Source organism: Enterococcus sp. LJL128 (genome assembly GCF_056924295.1).
In genome coordinates this window covers 191238-213826 of record NZ_JBXPBP010000006.1, presented here as the reverse complement: position 1 = coordinate 213826, position 22589 = coordinate 191238, and the positions used below count along the sequence as shown (strand labels likewise).

The window sequence follows — 22589 nt, the reverse complement described above, 5'->3', positions numbered from 1 at the left end:
TTAACCCCTGTCAGCTCTAGTATCTCTTTTGTTGTCTTTCCTTCAATTTTCAATTCAATTACTTTCTCTTTGACTTCAAGAGAATACGCCATTTTTTTCTTCATCAAAAGCACCTCCGCTAAATTTATTATATAAAATAAATTCAACGGAGGTGCCTCTTTTTTATATTCTCATTCTTGGGGGTCAGTGCCCTTCTGTCACAACCTCTTTCTATTTATTCTCTCTATTCTTCCTTCAACAAGCCCTTAAACAAGCCTAAAGCAAAATCATTAGCATCAAATGGTTCTAGGTCGTTGATGCCTTCTCCTAAACCGACCAGTTTTACTGGTAGATGAAGTTCGTTACGGATTGCCAGAACAATCCCACCCTTGGCGGTACCGTCCAGCTTGGTCAGCACCAGTCCAGTAACATCTGTTGTTTCTTTGAACTGTTTGGCTTGTGCCATTGCGTTCTGTCCAGTTGTTGCATCGACTACTAATAAAACTTCATGAGGGGCATTAGGGATTTCCCGCTGAATGACCCGCTTGATTTTTTCCAGCTCGTTCATCAGATTAACTTTGTTCTGCAAGCGACCCGCTGTATCAACCAGTAGGATATCGGCATTTTCGGCTTTTGCTCGAGCGACTGCATCAAAGACAACTGCCGCTGGATCGCCGCCGGCATTGCCGCGAACGACTTCTACTCCGGCCCGTTCGCCCCAAACAACAAGCTGATCAATGGCGCCGGCCCGAAAAGTATCGGCAGCTGCCAACAGAACTTTTTTACCGTCTTCCTTAAATTCATGGGCTAGCTTACCAATACTGGTTGTCTTACCAACACCATTCACTCCTACAAAAAGAATAACAGTTAGCCCGCCTGCCTGAATATTCAGGGCATTGTTCTCATCGACACCCTCAGCTTCATACAGGTTTACCATTTTTTCAATGATTGTATTTTGTACTTCTGCCGTTTTCTTCGCATTGCGCAGTTTTACTTCCTGACGCAGCTCTTCAGTAATTTTAATCGCTGTCTCAAAACCGACATCAGCACCGATTAGTGTCTCTTCCAATTCTTCAAAGAAGTCTTCATCCACACTACGGAAATTCGCCATCAGCTCATTGAAGCGCTGAGAAAAAGTTTTTCTGGTTTTTTCCAGTCCTTTTTCATATTTCTTCTGAACCTGAATTTCTTCTTTTTCCTCTACTTCAGCTACTGGTTCAGTAAAAGGTGCAGACTCTTCTGATATCGGCTGTGCAACAGATTCATCGGGTTCAGATAACTGATAATCAGCTGTATTTTCAGTATGTCCATCCGCCGTCGGGACAGTTTCCACTGATTCTGGTTCGGCCTGAACTTCTTCTTTTAGCTCTTCTTGCTCCTGCTCGGCCTTTTTATCCGCTTTAAAAGCGTTTTTTATCTTATCAAAAAATCCCATCACTCTGCTCCCTTCAGTGCATCCAGCACATATTTCTGCACGACATAGGCTACACCGGCCTGATCGTTTGTTTTGGTTACTACATCTGCTGCAGCTTTAACCATTGGTACAGCATTTTCCATTGCCACGCCAATTCCGGCATATTCAATCATTGGCAAATCGTTTTCTTCATCACCAATTGCCATAACTTCTTCTTGGGAAATAGTCAAATCTCTAGCTAGCAGTGAAATTCCATACGCCTTTGTAATGCCTTTTGGCATAAATTCCAATAAATTACTGCGGGTTTTAATCACTTCATACCGCTCGTAAAATGCCGCTGGAATTTCTTTAATCCGCTCATCCAGATAATCTGCATCAATTGCTACAACTGCCTTATTATAAATCCGATCTGTAGTCATTTGTTCCAGCTTCGTCGGTTCAAAAGTCAATAAATTGTTCAACTGTCCGTAAATAGACGTGTACTCAGATGACGTAGGCAGTTGAAGAACTGTTCCGTCAGACAGAACGTCTAATGGGACATTTAATGCTACTGCCAATTCATGAAGCTCATGAATATTCTCCAAAGGCATCAATGCCTTTTCAATGATTTCACCCGTATCATTCTTTTGAACCAATCCGCCGTTAAAGGTAATACTATAATCTCCCGGCTCTGTTAAAGCCAGCTCTTCCAAATAAATTTCAATACCAGCCAAAGGACGGCCTGTGCAAAGGACAACCTTTATCCCTTGTGCTTTTGCCTGCTGCAGGATTTTTTTATCTTCTGCGCTAATTTGCTTTTGGCTATTCAGCAGTGTTCCATCCAAATCAATGGCAATCAGTTTGATCATTTCATTTCCTCCTGCTTTCTATGCACTGGTGGAGATTGCTCCGCCTTCTTTTACATCCTCCAAACGAACCGAAACTATCTTAGAGACACCTGATTCCTGCATTGTTACACCATACAGTACATCCGCAGCCTCCATTGTTCCTTTTCGGTGGGTAACCACTATAAACTGTGTTTCGTCTTCAAAATCACTAAGGTAATGACCAAAGCGGGAAACATTGGCATCATCCAATGCTGCCTCAACCTCATCCAGAATACAGAAGGGAACTGGTCGAACACGAATAATTGAGAACAGCAGCGCAATGGCTGTCAACGCCCGCTCACCGCCGGAAAGTAAACTCAGGCTTTGCAGTTTTTTACCTGGCGGCTGCGCTTCAATTTCAATCCCTGTATTTAACAAATCATCTGGATTGGTCAAAACCAGCTCGGCTCGTCCACCACCAAACATATTCGGAAAGACAACCTTAAACTGAGCACGAATTGCTTCAAAAACTTCACTGAAACGAAGCTTCACTTCCTGATCCATCTCCTCCATTGTTTCAAAGAGCTGATCCTTCGCATCCAGTAAATCGTCCCGCTGTGTTGCCAGGAACTCATGACGTTCGTTCACTTGCTCATACTGCTCAATCGCATTCAAATTGACTGGCCCTAGTCGATCAATTGCCTGCTTCAACCGTCGAACCTCAGTTTTAGCCATTTCAGCAGCCATTGTCAGCTGGTAGTCCATTACAGCCTTTTCATAGGTCATATTATATTCTTCCTGTAGATACTGCAGAGCATTATCCAGCTTAATCTCAGAACGATTCTTAGTAACTTCTATCTGTGTTTGATTCGTTAAGGTCTGCTGCTGCAGCTTGTGTTCTTCTGTTAAACTATTGTCCAAAGCGTCTACCTGATCCTGCAGTCCCTGACGTTTTATTTTCCCGTCCTGAATACTTGTTTCCAGATCAGCTCTTTTCGCTGCCAGCTGTTCCAACTGCACTTCTAAACTGCCTTCGGTTACCTGATGGTCAGTAGAATGATTACTCAGCTGCTGCAGCTGCTGTTTCAAGCCGCTTTCCCGCAAAAGCATTTCATCCAGCTGTGCCTGCTTGTCCGATGTTTGTTCCTGCAAATGCGTCAGCTGTTCACCGACAACTGCCTGTTCTGCCTGAATCCGATTTAGACGTTCCTGAGCATTAGCCTTATAGGTTTCCATCTGACTGGCTTCCTGATCAATCTGCTTCATTTCCTGATCAAGGCGTTCTTTTTCACCTGTCAGCTCCTGCTGCCGCTGTTCAAGCTCCTGATGTTTTTCCTGATATTCCTCTAAGAACTGGTGCAACTCCCGGCTTTCAAACTCAAACAGTTGTTTTTCCCTAGTCAGGCGGTTGACTGTTTCTTCTTTATTCGCCCGTTTGTTTTCCAGCTCCTGCTGGTTCAATCGGCTTTTTTCTCCAGCTGAACGCAGCAGTTCCAATCGTTCTGTCGTTCCTTTGACTTTTTCTGTCAACTGCTGAACCAATGCTTCACTATCAGCAAGCTGCTGTTCTAAGCGCTTCTGCTGCTCAGTTAACGCCTGAAGCTCTTGAGTTTGAGAAAACAGACTTCCCTGATTTCCCTTTTTGGTTGCTCCTCCAGTCATTGAACCGCCGGGGTTCATAACATCTCCGTCAAGTGAAACTACACGATACTGATAATGAACCAGCTTAGCTAAGCGATTGGCACTTTCCAGATTTGCGGCAAGAATAGTAACACCTAGCAAATTTTGAATAACTGGACTAATCTTCTCTGGATATTGAACACGTTCACTGGCAATTCCTAGAAATCCTTCTATACTGTCTATTTTTTCGCGGACTGCTGCAGACATTTGTCTCGGTTTAATTGTTGTCAGCGGCAAAAAAGTGGCACGTCCGCTATGCTGCTGCTTCAAAAAGGTAATCGCAGCCCGGCCATCGGTTTCATTTTCAACAATAACGTTTTGGGCAGCCCCCCCCAGAGCAGTTTCCACTGCTAGTGCGTACTCTTTAGGTACTTCAATCAGCTCAGCTACAGCCCCGACAATCCCATTCAGCTGATTCTTTTGCTTCAGAACTGCTCGAACGCCTTGATAAAAGCCAGCATAATTCTCCTGAATTTCCTGTAGACTCTTTCGGCGAGCCTTCACCTGCTGCACCTGATTCATCATCTGATACATTTGCTTCTGTCTGGTTCCCAGCTCCTGCTGTTCCTGCTCCTGCTGCTTTCTCGCAGCTGTATATTCTGAACGCTGCTGCTCCAGCTGTGCTTCTGATTCTGCCAACTGTTCAATAAGTACTTCCTGCTCATTAGAAGCTGCGGTAAGCTGTGCTTCCAGTGATTCATGTTTTTCCACAGCTTGCTGATTTTTAGCTGTTTCCTGCTGATACTGGCGCTCCAAATACTTCAAGTCATTCGTTGTGTTTGCCTGGGACTGCATGACCTCTACATATTCGCTACGCAATTCTTCCAGCAATTCTTTTGAAGATTTGCTGTACTTCTCGACTTCCTGCTCCGCTTTTTCTATTTCGATAGTCAGCTCCTGCTGCTCCTGCTGTTTTATATTTCTTTTTTCTTTCAACTTTTGGAGCTCTTCACGAAACTGCTGAATCTTTTCTGCCGTTTCTTCCAAGGACTCCTGGTACTCACTAGTGGTCTTCAATGTATGCTTAGACCGTTCAATCAGTACCTGCTTCTGACCTTCTGTCTGCTTCAAAGCTTCGGTAATTTTTAAAAGCTGCTGCTGTTGTTGTTCCAGCTGTTCGTCCAGACGGTTTCTCTGACTTCTCAATTGAAGCAGTTTCCCTTCTGAATGATGAATCCGCTGACTGATTTCAGCTAATCCGGCTTCTACATCTGCCAGCTCTTTGGCTTTGCCTTCCCAGACAGCCTTGGTTTCTTCAATTTCAGAGACAGTTAAGCTGACATCAATTTCCGTCAGTGTTTTTTTCAGCGCTAAAAACTCCTTAGCTGCTTCGCTTTGTGCAGCAAGAGGAGTCAGCTGATCTTCCAATTCATAAATAATATCCTGAACACGATTTAGATTATCTTCTGTTTCAAATAATTTTTGTTCAGCCTTTTTTTTCCGCTGCTTGTACTTCAACACGCCAGCAGCCTCTTCAAAAATACCGCGGCGGTCTTCTGGCTTACTGTTGAAAATCGCTTCGACCTTCCCTTGAGAAATAATCGAGAAAGATTCCTTTCCTAAACCGGAGTCCATAAATAAGTCCTGAATGTCTTTTAAGCGGCATGCCTGCTTATTGATAAAGAAATCACTTTCCCCCGTTCGGCGATAACGTCGCGTTACGCTTATTTCAGAAAAATCCAAGGGTAAATAATGGTCTCTATTATCAAGAACCACTGTTACTTCTGCAATGTTTAACGGCTTTCTGCCTTCCGAACCGGCAAAAATAATATCCGGCATCTTACCGCCCCGCAGACTCTTGGCTGACTGCTCACCCAAAACCCACCGGACAGCTTCCGTGATGTTGCTCTTGCCGCTGCCGTTCGGTCCGACAACTGCTGTCACGCCGTTTTCAAATTCTATTACTGTCCGATCGGCAAAGGATTTGAATCCCGCGATCTCGATTCGTTTTAAAAACAAGAGTACATGCTCCTTCCAAGTAGTAAAAGCTAAAAAAGTCGGGTAGTCCACAAGCAATATAGGAAACTAGACGATGATGCCCTTCAGCATCAGCTAGAGTTTCTCTTATTGCCGCAGTGGGCTGACTTTTGAAGCTGGATAATGTAAAAGCTGAGCAAGCTGTCAAACTTTGAACAAATCAATAAATTTTAAGTAAGCCGCTGGCAGTCAGCTCATTTAAAATTCATTGATTCATATTTTGCAGTTGCTTCTGTTATTCAGAGTATTCCTTCAATGCTCTTTCGGCCGCATCCTGCTCCGCTAGTTTTTTCGATTTCCCTTGACCTGTTCCAATCAGTTGATCATTTAGGAAAACCTCGATATGGAAGACACGTTCATGAGCCGGGCCCTCCTCCTTCACTAGACGATAGTCAATCGTCACATCTCCCTGACGCTGCAAAACCTCCTGCAGCCGGGTTTTATGATCCATCTCATGTGAAAAAGCACCTGCATCGATTTTCGGGAATATAACTTTGGCTGCAAATTCCCTAACTGCTTCCAAATCCTGATCCAGATATAACGCACCTAAAAATGCTTCGAATACATCACAAAGCAATGCCGGGCGCTCTCTGCCGCTTGAATTTTCTTCACCTTTACCTAAAAGAACATAGGTATCAAAGTGACATTCCTTTGCGAATTTGGATAAGCTATCTTCACGGACAATTGCTGCCCGCATTTTTGTTAGTTTCCCTTCAGAAAGCTCTGGAAAGCTATTGTACAAATATTGTGAGACCAATAACTCAAGGACTGCGTCCCCTAGGAATTCCAGACGTTCGTTGTCGGAAAGCTTCATATATCGATGCTCATTCACATAGGATGAATGGGTAAAAGCCTGCTCTAATAAATTGACATCATGGAAAACAATGCCGTAACGCTCTTTCAATTCAACTGTTAACTGATTGTTCATTCTCCACATTCCTTTAAAATTATTTGCAACCTTCTCTATTATACTTTTTTTGATGGAATATTGAAAGGTTGTCACTTAAACTGTCCGCAATACTTATGAAAAAACAGCTGCTGAATCGTTCTAACTAAAAAAGCAAAGAGCAGGACTGTAACCACAAAGGATTACGTCCTGCTCTTTATTCACGAATACATAACTGGGTAAGCCAAGTATCCCATACTAACCATTTGACAAGAAGCACTCAGCAAAGCTCAGTATTTGCGAAATTCTTAACCTATTTCCAGCCTGCTCTATTTTATCAATTATAGATGATTGACAATATAATCTACAGCGGCACCCACGGTTTCAATTTGCTCTGCATCTTCATCAGAAATTTCTGTTCCGAATTCATCTTCCAACTCTAAAACAAATTCCATCACACTGATTGAATCTGCATTCAGGTCATCTTTAATATTCAGTTGATCTGTCACATTCTCTGCATCAACATCAAAGTGATTTGAGATAATCGTCGCTACTTTTTTTAATACTTCTTCACGAGTCAACTGCTTTCACCTCCACTGCTTTAACAAACATTAATCTTTAAAAGTCTTAAGCACTATGGTACATTTTACTCAGAAATTTATCATTTGTCTACATTTTTTTCAATTTTATTACAGTTGAGTTGCAATTCAACTGCAAAAATCAGCATTAGAACGCTGTTTTTACCTACTTGCCTTCGTAATATTCCACTAGCTGAGCAACAACATCAGTAATCAGCATTGTCCGAATTTGGCGAATCGTATAACGAACCGCTTCCGGCCCTGTAGCACCATGCGTTTTAACAACTGGAGCTTTCAGTCCAAAAAGAACCGCACCCCCATGCTTGGAATAATCCATCTCTTCTTTCATACCCTTTAAGGCATTTTTCAGCATCAAGGCACCCATCTTACCCTTAACACCTTCTGCTAAAATTGAAGTTTTTAACAACGACATCATGTTCAGCGCTGTGCCTTCTATTGACTTCAGTACTGCATTCCCGGTAAACCCGTCTGTCACAACAACATCCGCAGGTCCATTCAGTAAATCTCTAGCTTCTACATTACCAATAAAATTAATCGTTTTATTTTCAGACAGCAGCTCAAATGATTTCTTAGTTAGCTCACTACCCTTATTTTCTTCTGTTCCATTATTCAACAGACCAACTTTGGGACTTTGAATTCCACGAACTCGACTTGCATAAAATGAGCCCAGCACTGCATACTGCACAAGATGCTCCGGCTTATTATCGGCATTCGCACCTAAATCCAGCATATCAAAACCGCCATTCGACTGACCTAATACAGGTAGCGTAGACATCAAGCCCGGACGCTCCACATTTTTAATCCGTCCGACAATAAACAAGCCTGCCGCCAGCAAGGCACCTGTATTTCCTGCTGAGAATACTGCATCTGCTTGACCTTCTTTTACTGCCTGAGCCGCTAGAACCATAGAAGCCGTTTTTTTACGGCGAATTGCTTTGACTGGTTCGTCATCACTCGCTATTTTTTCATCTGTATGAATAATTGTAATATTTTTTTCATCTGTTACATATTCTCTGATTGCTTCTTCTTTACCATAAAGTAAAAACTCAATATCTGGAAAATCTTTCTTTGCCAGCATCACACCTTCAACGATTGCTTGAGGTGCATTATCTCCACCCATCGCATCAACGGCGATTCTCATAAATGATTCCTCCTATTTCTTTGCTCAATCTAATTAAGTATAGCATATTTTCTGCTAATCAAAATACTGATGCTCTCCTTCAGCGGGCTGAACCTCCTCAGCCAAATCCCTATAGTCGGGAAGCAGCCACCATTGCTTTTTCTTCCAGATTAAGCTGGCTTCCTGACGGGCTGCTTCCAGAATATTAAAGTCTGTCACGATATCGCCAATTGCAAACTCGGGCAAGCCTGATTGGCGGGCACCAAAGACTTCTCCAGGCCCTCTAAGCTCCAAATCTTTCTCACTAAGAACAAATCCATTGTTTGTTTCCGTCATAATCTTCATTCGCTCAATTCCCATCTCATTTTTAGGATTGGCAACCAAAATACAATAAGAGGCTTCTGAGCCACGACCAACACGACCTCTAAGCTGATGAAGCTGAGCCAATCCAAAACGGTCCGCATCCATAATCAGCATAATTGTTGCGTTTGGAACATTGACTCCCACTTCAATTACGGTTGTGGACACGAGCAGTTGCAGCTTATTCTCTTTAAACTGCTGCATAATCTCATCTTTTTCCTGATTTTTCATTTTTCCGTGAAGCAGTCCTACTTGATAGTCAGGGCTAAAAAATTCCGACATATGTTCAAAAATTTCTGTTGCATTTTTAACGTCTAATGCCTCAGATTCCTCAATTAGCGGACAAATTACATATGCCTGATGTCCACGGGCCAGCTCTTTTGTCGTCCATTCCAACACTGTATCCAGCTGAGGCGGACGTATCCAGCGGGTCTCTATGGGAATCCGGCCAGCCGGCATCTCATCAATAATCGAAACATCCATTTCTCCGTAAGCAGTAATTGCTAACGTTCTTGGGATTGGCGTAGCTGTCATAAACAGAACATCCGGCTTTTGTCCTTTTTCCCTTAAAATTTTCCGCTGATTCACACCAAAGCGGTGCTGTTCATCTGTAATAACAAGTCCAAGACGTCGAAAAACCACATCATCCTGAATCAAGGCATGAGTACCAATAATCACATCAATTTCTCCAGAAGCCAGCTGCTCTAAAATCTCCCGGCGTTCCTTCGCCCGGGTCGAACCTGTCAGAAGTGCTGTACGAACCTCTAATGGGTCAAAGAGCTGCTGAAGGCTTTCCATATGCTGCTGAGCTAAAATTTCTGTTGGAACCATCAGGGCACCTTGGAAACCAGCCGTCATCACAGCATACAGCGCAATAGCTGCAACAACTGTTTTACCACTCCCAACATCCCCTTGCAGCAGCCGCTGCATATGCTGAGGACTCATCAAATCCCGACAGATTTCATTGGTTACTTTCTTCTGCGCCTGCGTCAACTCAAAAGGCAGCTTTTTAGTAAAAGCCTTTAACCGCTGCACGTCATATTGAATAGCTAAACCGTTTTTTTCTGCCTTCTCCTGCTTCTTCAGCCCCTGCATCTTCAGCTGAAAAAGCAAAAATTCCTCAAAGACCATCCGCCGCTTGGCTAAATGGCTTTCTTCCGAATTTTTCGGAAAATGCATAGCAAACATTGCTTCCTGACGATCCATCAAACGATATTTCTGCATCAGCTCCAGCGGCAGAGTCTCTTCCACTAGATGACCATATGCATCAAATCCAGTGCGTATCAGCTGAATCAGACTGCTTTGGCGAACACGTTTATTCACATGATAAATAGGCGCAAAATCTTCACCTTCATTTTTAGAAGCAAGTATCTTCATGCCATTTAGCGCTTTTCTTTTGGCATCCCACTTCCCGTAAACAGCAATTTCCTCTGACAAAATGATTTTGTCTTTTAAATAGGGCTGATTAAAGAAGGACACATTAATCACCGCATGATCCTGCATGATTCGAAAATTCAGCCGGCTTTTTTTATAGCCGTAGCGACTGAGAACAGGCTCTGAAACAACTAACCCTTTTAATGTAACTTTTTCCTGATCTTGTATTTCTTCTATTTCCTTCTCCTGAATATCTTCATATCGGAAGGGATAGTAGGTAAGCAAATCCAGCACCGTATAAATGCCCAGCTCACTAAATGCCTCAGCTCTTTTCGGCCCTACGCCTGAAAGAGTATGAAGAGGATCTGTTAGCTTCATCATCACGCCTCCTTTCTCATTATGTTTGTCTCTCTATGTATCACTCATTTACTCTTCTTAAATATCAGTAAAAACGAAGGCTACTGTCATTAACCCCAACTGTCCGTACACTACTTGAATCAACTAGAAAATCTGCAGGAGTTTGTTCAGCTCTTGAGTAATTAGCAGGAGCCAGTTCCATAATACTCCTTACCATGCATGCTACCAGCTCGGCTCATTGCCGAAAAGTGCTTGCTCATGAAGCTGGATATTCGCTAAATACTCCCTTTACCAATAAAATAAAGAATAGGACAGAAGCAGCCGCTAAGACAAGAAGTCTTGTAGAATTCTTCTTGTCTCCTGAAGCGAATCACTTCTGTCCCAATCGCAGGCTCTTTATAATTGTACGAGTAAAACGGTTATTTTAAACAATTTTTACTCACAGATGTACTCAATCATTCAGCTGAAAATAGGTACGGATAAACCGGCTGATTTCCTTCGTGAATTTCTGTTTCTAAATCTTCATACTCAGTGGTCAAGTCGGCAGCAAGTTTTTCAGCTTCTGCGGCAGTTCCGCCTTCACCGATGATGATTGTTACAATTTCTGTATCCTCATCCACCATACGCTTCAATGTATCTAAAGAGGCAGTATACATATCCGGCTCAGAAATCACTATCTTGCCGTCAACCATTCCCAGATAATCATCTTTTTTGATTTCAACATGATCTATTGTTGTATCACGAACTGCTGTCGTTACTTGTCCGCTGACAACACTATCCAGCATCGCAGTCATGCTTGCTTTGTTTTCCTCAAGTGTTTGCTGTTCATTAAAGGCCAGCATCGCAGTCATGCCTTGAGAGATTGTTTTAGATGGTACAACAACGACTGGAATATCTGCCACCTCAGCTGCCTGGTCTGCAGCCATGAAGATGTTTTTATTGTTTGGCAGAATGACTACCTTGTCGGCATTGACTTCTTTCACCGCTTTAAGGATATCTTCTGTACTTGGATTCATTGTCTGTCCGCCGCTGATAATGTAGCTGGCACCTAAACTTCTGAATAACTCTTGTACACCTGATCCAGCAGCAATTGCAATCACTGCGTATGGAACACGGGCTTTTTTCACAGGAGCAGCAGTTCCCTGCTGGTCATGCTCAAGAATTGTTTCATGTTGCAGGCGCATGTTGTCAACCTTTACTTTTACCAGAGAACCAAATTTTTGTCCGTAATTCATTACTTCACCAGGGTGTTCCGTGTGAACATGAACCTTGATGATTTCATCATCGTTGACTACTAACAGCGAGTCTCCCAGACCATCCAGATAATTTCTAAATGTATCGTAGTCAAAGTTGCTGTCTACAGTTGGTCCTTCACCAATCTGAACCATGATTTCGGTACAATAACCAAACGTAATATCCTCTGTTGACAGCTGTCCTTGCACACTGCGGTGATGCTCTGCATTCACCATCTCATCCATTTCACCTGGTGTCGGTTCATAAACTGCTGCTGGGTCATAATTACCGGAAAGAGCGTCTAAAAAACCTTCATAAATAAACAGTAGACCTTGGCCGCCGCTGTCGACTACACCGACCTCTTTTAGTACAGGAAGTAAATCCGGCGTCTTATCAAGGGCACGCTTGGCTCCCTTAACTACAGCCTCCATTACTTCAATACAGTCATCTGATTCCTTTGCTTTGCGTTCACCAGAACGCGCTGCTTCACGGGAAACCGTTAGAATAGTTCCTTCGACTGGCTTCATTACCGCTTTATAGGCTGTTTCCACTCCATGTGTAAGAGCTGCTGCCAAGTCCTTGGCATTCAAGGTTACAACATCTGGAATATGCTTTGAAAAGCCTCTGAATAATTGCGACAGAATAACACCGGAATTTCCCCGGGCTCCCATCAGCAAACCTTTAGATAACGCAGTTGCTAATTCCCCAACCTTCTCAGAGGGAGAATCGGACACTGCCTTTGCACCACTGGTCATCGATAAATTCATATTTGTTCCTGTATCGCCGTCCGGCACAGGGAAAACATTCAACGAGTTGACATACTCTGCATTTACGTGCAGACGAGAAGCACCTGCCTGAACCATTTCTTGGAACTGACTTGCGCTGATTTCTGTTACATTCACCTAAAATATCCTCCTTTAGATCACTGCAGGTCTATTGAGCTGCTGCTCATTTCCGGCAGCAGGCTGTCCTAGTCTGGCAGCACACGAACCCCTTGCACAAACACATTGACAGAATTTGCAGTAACTCCCAGTAATGTTTCAAGATTATACATTACTTTTTCCTGCACATTGCGGGAAACCTCAGAAATTTTCGTACCGTAGCTTACGATTGTATAAACATCGACAGCCACGCCATTTTCTTCCTGACGGACCACAACGCCCTTCGAATAGTTTTCTCTACGTAAAATCTCATTCAGATTATCTTTAATTTGATTTTTACTAGCCATGCCGACGATTCCGTAAATATCTGTAGCGGCACCACCAACCACAGTGGCAATCACCTCATTGGTAATCTCAATGGTACCTGCTGATGTTTTGATTTTTACAGCCATTGATGAAAAGCCTCCTTATAAGAGCATACTTGCCCTATTTTCTTCCTTAACATTCTAACATAGCTGAAGGTTAATGAAAAGAAAGGAAATCCAAGAATCGAGGGAAAGCGCTCGGCTTTATACAAAAATAAACATTCGTCATTAGAATAAATAAGTCAATATGTCACTATTATTTTAGACGGCCTATAGCACATTCACCTATCAGGAAACACATTAAAACAGGATACCATCCAATAGAGTCAAGTGCGCCCGCCGCTAAACCCTGTGATTTCAGCCTTGTTTCTCAAAATAGGATGCTTTTACCTCAGTGTACATCAGTTGTTCTCATGGAAATTTTCAGGAAAGACCTGTAAAAACAAAAATTTTCTTGCAAAATTAATCTGAATATGATAAATTAGTCAGGTATGAGCAGAAGACTATCGCTCCAAGATCAAAGCAAAGGAGGAAATTAACAATGGCAAAAGTATGTTACTTTACTGGTCGTAAAACAAGCAGCGGAAATAACCGTTCTCATGCTTTGAACGCAACAAAACGTACTATTAAACCAAATCTACAAAAAGTTCGTGTATTAGTAGATGGTAAACCTAAAAAAGTTTGGGTGTCAACTCGTGCTTTGAAATCTGGTAAAATCGAGCGTGTTTAATAGATTATAATTCAAAACCTGTTTCCGATACGGAAACAGGTTTTTTTGTTTGGGCTGGGTTGACTTCTACGGGAACTTTTAACTACCAGCTGCAATCGAAATAGAACTGCAATTGTTAAAATCACTTTCTCTAAGGAGCCTCGCTGAGTACAAAGAATAGTATCCCCTAACAGCATAAGCAACTGGAACAGAACCCAGTAGAATTTCGTTACGAGGCGTATGCAGCCCGATTTTAATCATACTCGATTTCTTTGCTGGATGACTTCTCGGAAAGAAACAATCCTGCTGTTGTCAAAAGCGTACCCAGTGCTACTGCCAGTGTAAAGCTTTCTTTTAGAAACAGAACAGAAGTTATCACTGTAATGGCTGGAACAGCATAGATATACATACTTGCCTGCACTGCACCCAACACACTGACGCTGTAGTTCCATGTGACAAAGCATATTGCAGAAGCACCAATCCCCAGAAATAGGATATTGAGTACCGCATCGCTAGACCATTCAGAAATCCGAGGAAAAGATTCCTTTGAAAAAAGAAGAATCGGCAGCATAAAAAGAAGTCCGTAAAAAAGAGTCCGGCGTGTTGCCAACAATAAGTTATGTCCAAATTCACTGATTTTTCTGGATAAGAGCGAATATGCTGCCCAGATAAATGCTGCTAAAATTCCTAAAAAATCGCCAACAGGGTGTATTTTCAACTCGGAAAAGCTACCAAAGCTAATAATAGCAATACCTGATAAAGCCACTACTAAGCCCACATAAAAATAACCATTCACTTGCTTTTCCGCAGTCAGCCATTTTGCAAGTAATACTGTGAAAAAAGGGGCCAACGAAACAACTACGCCTACGTTAGAAGCATTTGTATAAGTCAACGCAATGTTTTCCACAAAATAATACGATGTAATCCCCAGCAGTCCGGCCAAAGCAAAAATCCCTTCCTCTTTTTTCCCTTGAGGCTTCAATACTTTGGGGCAAATCAGCCATAGAAAAAGATACCCTAATAAAAATCTGGAGAATAATAACTGAAACGGAGTAAATTCCGCGAGTAAAAGCTTGGAGGAGATAAACGTTGTCCCCCATACGCCTACTGTAAAAATCGCTCCAATGTGTCCTCTTGCTTTTCCATTTATCCCTTTATGCATTTAATCCCTCCTGATGAAAAATATCCATATATTGTTTTGGTGTCACACCAATCAAATGCTTAAAATATCTCGAAAAATGACTCTGATCTGAAAAACCGCTATCTGTTGCTGCCTGGGCAGGCGGAATTCCTTGTTCCAACAGTTTTTGTGCTTTACTAATACGAACTGTCCGCAAGTACTGATGAGGGGTAACCCCTTTATTTTTTACAAATTGGCGTATCAATGTAAACTGATTAACCCCGAACTGTTCACTAAGCTCCTCCATCACGATTGCTTCAGCATAGTACTTGTTAATATAGCTGCACACCTGCTCAAGCATGCCTGAATACTCATAGGCTTGTGTCCCCTCATAGTCAGAGTATTCAATAAGCATTCTTTTTAAACATTGATCAAGAGCCTTTGTTTTCCTATGACTATCAGCTGATGTCACCATGAGAGAATGCAGCTCTTTTAACGCTGTTAGATTTGTATAAGCTGGGATGACATTTTGAGAAAACAAGAGCCGTTTTCTCAACCCAATAATTCGTTCCGTCAGCTCCAGCATAACCAGCGGACTAATGTGAATACTTCGATAATCCAGTGTCTCTTCACCCAGCTGTTCGCAAAAATGATTATCGTAAGGATTAATCAACAGCAAATCGCCAGCTTCAACTATATATTCCTGTTGCTTACACGACAAAAAGCGCCGCCCCTTTTCAATAAATCCAATAACGTAAAATTCATGAAAATGATTAGGGAATTTCTGTTTAACGCCTTGAAACTGATAAGCTTCTATAGATAAATCTGAATCAAATACGACAAGTCGTTTTTCCATACTACCCCTCCCCTTTGCCCTATTATACTTAAAATGACTTTCGTGTATTGTACAAAATTGACATTTTTCTAAAAAAATTACCGATCTCCGAAAGCTAGATTTGTGTCTAGCTTTCAGAAATCGGTTTAAATGAAAAAATTTGACTATTTTTATTAATGCTAGTCTTTGCTCTGGATCACTGCAATCACACCCGCTGTAAAGGTAAAGCTTGCAGTATCTCCAATAAACTCATTACTGGCGTACGAGGTAGGCACAGGTACTTGCTGCTCATGAAGTAAATACCTGCTGTCTTTTAATGTAAGATCACTAACAGCTGTTAAACAACAATAAGCTAGATAAGACATCTCAGGTTCACGATAAACAGTATACTCTCCTGGTAAGTAGTAGCTGATTGTATTCTGCTGATTCTTCAAATGAATCTGTCGAATAAACGGCTGAAAACGAGGCTCCAGCGGCAGCCATAAATTAGCTAAAAAGTGATCCAGCCGTCCGCCGGTAGCTCCAATTATTGTAATCTCAGCATTTGGCATCTGTTCCAGCACCTTTGCCAGCGCTAATTGGGTGTCAGTGTCATCCTTTTCCGCTCGGGCCGGATAGAATTCTTTCGCTTCCTTTTTCACAAGCTGCTTCTCCTGATTGGACAAAGAATCAAAATCTCCTACAGCTAGATCCAATGGCCAATTATTCTCCAATATAAACAAGCTGCCCCGGTCTACTCCTGTAAAAAAGTCATAATCTGTTTTCTCAAGCTGAGGCCAGTCAGCAGATGAGCCGCCGGCGACAATCAAAACCTTCATTTATTCAACACATCTCTTAACGCATCGATACGTTCCTTTGGATTTTCCGCATTATAGATATAGGAACCGGCGACAAAGACATCAGCACCAGCTTCCTTACACTTCGCAGCTGTTTCAGGTACGATACCGCCATCTACTTCAATCTCGTAAGTATAGCCTTTCGTTTCCTTCCATTCCTTCAGTCGAGCAATTTTATCCAACTGACTCTCGATAAAGCTTTGACCTCCAAAGCCCGGATTCACCGTCATAATTAATACTAAATCAGCCATATCCAAAACATGCTCAATAGCGCTCAAAGGAGTCCCTGGATTAATGACTACACCAGCCTTTACACCAGCTGCTTTAATCATCTGCATCGCCCGATGAATATGAGGCGTAGCCTCCTGATGAACGGTAATAATATCTGCTCCTGCCTCAGCAAATGCATCAATGAATTTTTCCGGCTGCTGAATCATTAAATGAACATCCAGCGGCAGCTTTGTTACTGGACGAATCGCTGAGACTACATTAGGACCCAGCGTAATATTCGGAACAAATTGACCGTCCATGACATCTACGTGAATGTAGTCTGCCCCCAGTTTTTCTACTAACTGGATGTCTCTTTCTAAATTCGCAAAATCTGCACTTAAAATCGATGGTGCTATTTTCATTCTTGCTCTCCTCCTAAATTGCAGCGTTCCTTTCTCCCACACGAAGGGTAAACGCAGCAGCTAATTTCCTTTACTTTTTTTCTTATACACAGGTCTACGATCCTCTATTTCAGATAAAAATTGTAGATAGTTGTCATATCTGACTTGAGCAATAGTTCCTTCTGCTACTTCTTTTTTGACTTCACAGCCCGGCTCTTTTCGATGCATGCACTCTCTAAATTTACAGCCTGTTGAGGCTTTAACAAATTCGGGAAACTGTTTTGGCAGTTCAACTGCATCCATCTCCAGAAATTCAATCGAACTAAAGCCTGGTGTATCCGCCACCAAGCCATCGTACAAGGGAATTAATTCCACGTGACGCGTTGTATGTTTCCCACGGCCCAGTGCTTCGGAGATTTCTCCAGTCGTCAGCTGAAGTTCAGGTGATATCTTATTCAAGAGTGTCGATTTTCCTGCACCAGACTGTCCCATAAATACAGTCAGCCGATCAGGGAAATATTGTTCCAGTTCACGAATTGAGCGCTGATCTTCATCAGAGCGGTCGCCAATAATTATTGGATACGACGATTGATAAACCTGCCGGATATTATCCAGCTGCTTAAGTCCTGCTTCCTCTAGTAAATCAATTTTTGTCAAATAAATGACTGGCTGAATTCCTTTGTGCTCCAAGGCAACTAAAAAACGATCAAGTAAATTATACGAAAAATTCGGTTCGATCATACTCATAACTACAACACCAATATCAACATTCGCTACAGATGGACGGACCAGTTCGTTTTCTCTGGGAAGAATTTCCAGCAAGTAGCCATCTGTCAGGTTATCGCTTTCAAAAATCACATCATCCCCTACCAAAGGTGTAATTTTTCGGTTTCTAAAATTCCCTCTGGCTCTGGTTTGATATGTTTCACCTTCTGCATATACATAATAAAAACCACTTAGTGCTTTTCTGATTTGACCGTTCAATCTATCACTCCTAACCACTCCGAATATACAAGAAAAAAAAAGAAAAAGCAAGAACAGCACTGAAACAGCTCCACGGTTCTTCACTCAAAAAAACATAAAAGAGCTTGAAGTATATCACTCCAAACTCTTTTATTAAACGAAACATCCAATCAACAAATTACTGATCTGTCTCTTCTTTATTTTGATCATTCTGGGGCGTCGGGTCAGCTGGACCACTTGAATAGATAATTGTCACTGTGGATCCCTTCTTGATGCTTGAACCAGCAGAAGGGTCTGTTCGTATCACCGTATCCTTGGTCTGTGTTGAATTTTCCACTTGCTCAACGACCACAAAACCTTCTTTTTCCAACTCAGATTTTGCAGCCTGTCTAGTCATTGTTCCTACATTAGGAACCTTAACTAATTCTGCGCCCTTACTTACAATCAGCTTGATACGACCGGTCTTAGGGTCGAACGTAGAGCCAGCAGCAGGTTCTTGGGAAATAACAGAACCGCTCTCTACAGAATCACTGGCTTGTTCTTCCTTAGTAATCCGGTCGGCACTAATTCCCTCTGCTGCCAAAGCATTTACTGCATTATCATAGCTGTAGCCAGCATAATTGCCCAGGGTAATCTTATCTGAGCCAGTACTAACAGTCAGGGTAATCTTATCATTTGATGGATCAAACGATGTTCCTGCTCCTGGATTTTGAGAAATAACCAGCCCTGGACCTACTGTGTCACTGGCTTCTTCAGCATAATTGATATTACCTTCCTTGATACCTAAAGTCAGCAAAGCTGCTACCGCATTATCATAGCTATAGCCCACATAGTTATCCAACGTAACATTTTCAGGTCCCATGCTGACCACTAGTGTCGCCTGATCGGTCTTTGGATCGACCTCTGTATTCGCTTCAGGTGTTTGACGGATGATCTTATCCGCACTAACTTCAGAGCTGTTTTCCTTTTCAATCTTAATATTGCTTTCAGGGAAGCCTAATTTCTTCATTGCTTCAATGGCATCCTTATAGTTATCGCCCGTATAGTCTGCCATATTGATTTTCTTATTTCCAGTACTGATGTACAGCGTCACTTCCCGGCCTTTTTTAACCGATGATTTTGCTTCAGGGTCTGTTTTAACAACGTTTCCCTCGGCGATTGTATCATCAGGCAGTTGCTTCACATCGTCAACTACAGTCAACTCAGCATCTTCCAACAATTTGCGGGCCTCCGCTTCTGTTTTGTCCCGAACATCAGGAACCTTCACTTCACCTTTGCTGCTGCCGGCATAAAATAAGCCTACCCCTATCGCTGCAATGGCCAGCAGCAGAAGACTAACGATTATGATAATCTGTTTTTTCTTCTTTTTGGGTTTTCCAACAGTTACTTCTTCCTCCGGTGTTTCTGCTTCTACAGCCTCTTCTTTGGGCCCTTCCATCGCTGCGAATGCCTCCGGCATCTCCTCTGTCAACGGCGTCAGCACCTTGGTCTCTCCCATAAGTGCTGTTGGCTCCCACCTTGGTTCATTTAGACGATTAGCGGCTAATACCGTATATAAATCTTCAGACATTTCCTCCGCTGTCTTATACCGGTCAGCAGGATCTTTAGCTGTCGCATGTAAAACAACGTTTTCCAGTGATTGGGGAACATTTGCATCAAATGCCCGAACAGAAGGGATTTCCTCTTGAAAATGCTTCAATGCAATCGTCACCGCAGACTCTCCATCAAACGGAACGTTTCCTGTCAGCATCTCATAAAGTATTACACCCACGGCATAAATATCTGACTGATTGGTTGCCATGCTTCCTCTAGCCTGCTCTGGAGACAGATAGTGTACAGACCCCAGCATTGTATTAGTCTGAGTAATCGATGTTTCAGAAAGAGCAATTGCAATCCCGAAATCCGTAATCTTTACTACGCCATCTTCGTCTATCAGAATATTTTGAGGCTTTAAGTCACGGTGAATAATCCGATGTTCATGAGCCAGTGCAACTGCAGATAAAATCTGCTCCATAATATCTACAACTGTACCATACATCATTGGGTAACGGGTTTGAATATAACGCTTCAAATCCATGCCTTTAACGTACTCCATTACCAGATATTGTAAGCCGTCTTCCTCACCCACATCATAGACACTAACGATATTCGGATGGACCAACTCAGTAGCGGCAAGAGCTTCACGCTGGAAGCGCCGAATAGCTGCCTGATCGTTTTGGAAGTCAAAACGCAGTACCTTTACTGCTACATCCCGATCGAGAATCAAATCATGAGCTAAGAATACATTGGCCATACCGCCGCTGCCAATATTTCCAATAATCTGATAACGGCCATTTAGTTTTCTGCCGATTTCTATCATTGGTTCCCCTCCTTATCCTTATCAAAGTGTATGACTAATACCGTAATATTATCCATGCCTCCAGCCTCATTAGCTAGAGAAATCAGCAAGTTCACTTTTTCCTCTAAAGAGTGTTCGGAAAGCAGTGTTTCCAAAATCAGCGCTTCAGGAACCATGTTGGTTAATCCATCAGAACACAACAATATATAATCATCATCTACTCTTAAATGACTAGCTACATCAACTTCTACAGTATTCGGCATACCCAGCGAACGGGTCAAAACGTTTTTTCGAGGGTGATTTGCTGCCATCTCCTCTGTAATTTCACCGGATTTCACCAGTGCGTTGACGAGCGAATGGTCTTCTGTCAGCTGGACCAGTTGTCCGTTGCGGACTAAATAAGCTCGGCTATCGCCAATATTTGCCAGCACAAAGGACTGCTCCAGTAAAACTGCTCCAACGATGGTTGTTCCCATCCCGGCATACTCTGGTACGGATTGTCCTTTTTCATAAATCGCTTCGTTTTCTTCCTGAATCAGCTGAATCAGCCACTGTGCTGCTTTATCGGCACTGCTGATATCAGCTGCTGTCCAGCGCTCGCCAAGATGATTGACAGCCATTTCACTTGCCACATCTCCGGCAAGATGGCCGCCCATCCCATCAGCTAAGATAGCCAGCGGGATACCCGCCTGATTCTCGAATACGCCAGCGTAATCCTGATTGGTATTACGTTTACGCCCAACATCTGTTTGAAAATTGATTTCCACTTGTTTCACCTCATTTAAGAAACTTTCTGCATACAGCAAATAAAGAATCCATCTGTTAAAAACTGATGGGGATAAATCGTCAGCATTTGATCTGTAACTGCCTGTTGAATCAGCTCGTTACCTGCTATATCGATTTTTTTAAATTCAGGATGTTTTGCTAGAAATGCTGCAACGACCTCCTGATTTTCTTCTTTCGCAATCGTGCATGTGCTATAGACCATTATACCCCATTGCTTTAATGTATGTGCAGTACTTTCAAGAATTTCTAACTGAATCTTAGGCAATTGCTCAAAGTCCTGCTCTGTTTTATGGTATTTGATATCCGGCTTTCTTCTCATCAAACCTAAACCTGAACAAGGTGCATCTACTAGAATGCGGTCGAAGGTTTCCGCCGGAAAATTATCTTTCACTGAACGTGCGTCCATCTTTTCTGGAATGACCACGTCTTCAACACGCAGCCGAACTGCATTTTCCTCTATCAGCTTCACCTTATGCTGGTGAATGTCTAATGCTGTAACCCGGCCTCCTGCTGAAGCTTCTAAAAACGCAGCTATATGGGTTGTTTTTCCACCTGGTGCTGCACAAGCATCTAGAACCTGGTGATTTTTTTCTATCTGCAGAGCTGGAGCAACCAGCATAGAGCTTTCATCCTGAACAGTAATTTGTCCTTCTTTAAACAATGTACTTCCAGCTAGAAAGCCTTTTTCAGCGATAATTCCATACGGGGAAACCACACTTGGGACTGCTTGAATTTCTTCTTGTTCAAGATGCTCAATGGCCTCTGCACAAGTTAGATGACGTACATCTACCCGTGCACTGGCATGGCTGCGTTCAAAAAGGGACAGCCCTAATTTTCGAGTCTCCTCCAAGCCAATCTGATTAACAAGTTTTTGGGTCAGCCAAAGAGGCATACTGATTTCTACAGACAGACGCTCTAATGGATCAGCAATTTTTTCTATTGAAGGAACTCCTTGTCGCTGAATACTTCTCAATACACCATTAACAAACTTGCCCGCCCCTACATTTCCTCTTTGTTTAGCAATTTCTACTGCTTCATTGATAATAGCGTGATCTGGAATTTTATCCAGATACTGTGACTGATACAAGGATAAAATCAGCAGATTCTTCACCCAGCTGTCCACTTTCTGTGGCTTCTTGATAAAAGGCGTCAGAAAGTATTCCAACAGCAGCTTGCGGCTGACTGTTCCATAAACAAGCTCTGTAAAAAGCCGAATATCATTTTCCTGTAAATTGGATTTTTCAATCATTTCACTCAAAAGCAGATTTGAATACGCTCCGCCCTTATCAATTCGTTCAATAGTCTGCAGTGCAGCGAACCGTACAGACTTTTTGACCTTTGCCGACATTCGTTTTCCCAT

Annotated in this window: 18 protein-coding genes; 1 reads left to right on the top strand and 17 read right to left on the bottom strand. The window is 42.5% G+C overall.

Annotated features, from left to right (window positions below):
- Positions 1–223: 223 nt before the first annotated feature.
- The 9 genes from ftsY to AC1Z3K_RS09935 form a co-directional block, all read right to left on the bottom strand.
- Positions 224–1414: a signal recognition particle-docking protein FtsY gene (gene ftsY / locus AC1Z3K_RS09975; RefSeq protein WP_461732625.1), complete on the bottom strand. Its 1191-nt coding sequence runs from the start codon at positions 1412–1414 to the stop codon at positions 224–226.
- Positions 1414–2241 carry a Cof-type HAD-IIB family hydrolase gene (locus AC1Z3K_RS09970; protein ID WP_461732624.1) on the bottom strand — a complete coding sequence of 276 codons (828 nt, stop codon included), beginning with the start codon at positions 2239–2241 and terminating at the stop codon, positions 1414–1416. The genes ftsY and AC1Z3K_RS09970 overlap by 1 nt, the downstream gene beginning before the upstream one ends.
- An 18-nt stretch (positions 2242–2259) precedes the next feature.
- Positions 2260–5838 (bottom strand): chromosome segregation protein SMC, encoded by a 3579-nt coding sequence (gene smc / locus AC1Z3K_RS09965; RefSeq protein WP_461732623.1) that lies wholly within the window; start codon positions 5836–5838, stop codon positions 2260–2262.
- 253 nt (positions 5839–6091) lie between these two features.
- Positions 6092–6784, bottom strand: a complete 693-nt coding sequence (rnc, locus tag AC1Z3K_RS09960; protein ID WP_426083548.1) for a ribonuclease III — start codon at positions 6782–6784, stop codon at positions 6092–6094.
- Between the two features lie 299 nt (positions 6785–7083).
- Entirely contained in the window at positions 7084–7323 is a 240-nt protein-coding gene (gene acpP / locus AC1Z3K_RS09955) for an acyl carrier protein (protein ID WP_426083546.1), read from the bottom strand.
- A gap of 163 nt (positions 7324–7486) precedes the next feature.
- Complete coding sequence (gene plsX, locus AC1Z3K_RS09950; protein ID WP_461732622.1) at positions 7487–8482, bottom strand: phosphate acyltransferase PlsX; 996 nt, start codon at positions 8480–8482, stop codon at positions 7487–7489.
- A gap of 54 nt (positions 8483–8536) precedes the next feature.
- Complete coding sequence (recG, locus tag AC1Z3K_RS09945) at positions 8537–10576, bottom strand: ATP-dependent DNA helicase RecG (protein ID WP_461732621.1); 2040 nt, start codon at positions 10574–10576, stop codon at positions 8537–8539.
- Positions 10577–11007: 431 nt separating this feature from the next.
- Entirely contained in the window at positions 11008–12687 is a 1680-nt protein-coding gene (locus AC1Z3K_RS09940) for a DAK2 domain-containing protein (protein ID WP_426083540.1), read from the bottom strand.
- Positions 12688–12755: 68 nt separating this feature from the next.
- Positions 12756–13118 carry an Asp23/Gls24 family envelope stress response protein gene (locus tag AC1Z3K_RS09935; protein WP_086348579.1) on the bottom strand — a complete coding sequence of 121 codons (363 nt, stop codon included), beginning with the start codon at positions 13116–13118 and terminating at the stop codon, positions 12756–12758.
- A 454-nt stretch (positions 13119–13572) separates the two neighbouring features.
- Between AC1Z3K_RS09935 and rpmB the strand changes: the two genes are divergently transcribed.
- Entirely contained in the window at positions 13573–13761 is a 189-nt protein-coding gene (gene rpmB, locus AC1Z3K_RS09930) for a 50S ribosomal protein L28 (protein ID WP_426083538.1), read from the top strand.
- 232 nt (positions 13762–13993) lie between these two features.
- On the opposite strand, the gene AC1Z3K_RS09925 is transcribed toward rpmB, so the two are convergent.
- The 8 genes from AC1Z3K_RS09925 to rsmB all read right to left on the bottom strand — a co-directional run bounded on the left by AC1Z3K_RS09925 (position 13994) and on the right by rsmB (position 22589).
- Positions 13994–14902, bottom strand: a complete 909-nt coding sequence (locus AC1Z3K_RS09925) for a DMT family transporter (protein ID WP_461732620.1) — start codon at positions 14900–14902, stop codon at positions 13994–13996.
- Positions 14895–15716 carry a helix-turn-helix domain-containing protein gene (locus tag AC1Z3K_RS09920; protein WP_461732619.1) on the bottom strand — a complete coding sequence of 274 codons (822 nt, stop codon included), beginning with the start codon at positions 15714–15716 and terminating at the stop codon, positions 14895–14897. The genes AC1Z3K_RS09925 and AC1Z3K_RS09920 overlap by 8 nt, the downstream gene beginning before the upstream one ends.
- 158 nt (positions 15717–15874) lie before the next feature.
- Positions 15875–16513, bottom strand: coding sequence for a thiamine diphosphokinase (locus AC1Z3K_RS09915; protein ID WP_461732618.1), 639 nt, complete (start codon positions 16511–16513; stop codon positions 15875–15877).
- On the bottom strand, positions 16510–17163 hold the full coding sequence (gene rpe, locus AC1Z3K_RS09910; RefSeq protein WP_461732617.1) for a ribulose-phosphate 3-epimerase: 654 nt from the start codon (positions 17161–17163) through the stop codon (positions 16510–16512). The genes AC1Z3K_RS09915 and rpe overlap by 4 nt, the downstream gene beginning before the upstream one ends.
- A gap of 60 nt (positions 17164–17223) precedes the next feature.
- Positions 17224–18144: a ribosome small subunit-dependent GTPase A gene (gene rsgA / locus AC1Z3K_RS09905; RefSeq protein ID WP_461732616.1), complete on the bottom strand. Its 921-nt coding sequence runs from the start codon at positions 18142–18144 to the stop codon at positions 17224–17226.
- Between the two features lie 139 nt (positions 18145–18283).
- Positions 18284–20464 carry a Stk1 family PASTA domain-containing Ser/Thr kinase gene (gene pknB / locus AC1Z3K_RS09900; protein WP_461732615.1) on the bottom strand — a complete coding sequence of 727 codons (2181 nt, stop codon included), beginning with the start codon at positions 20462–20464 and terminating at the stop codon, positions 18284–18286.
- Positions 20461–21210, bottom strand: coding sequence for a Stp1/IreP family PP2C-type Ser/Thr phosphatase (locus AC1Z3K_RS09895; RefSeq protein WP_426083524.1), 750 nt, complete (start codon positions 21208–21210; stop codon positions 20461–20463). Before AC1Z3K_RS09895 ends, pknB begins: the two co-directional genes overlap by 4 nt.
- A 14-nt stretch (positions 21211–21224) precedes the next feature.
- Entirely contained in the window at positions 21225–22589 is a 1365-nt protein-coding gene (gene rsmB / locus AC1Z3K_RS09890; RefSeq protein WP_426083522.1) for a 16S rRNA (cytosine(967)-C(5))-methyltransferase RsmB, read from the bottom strand.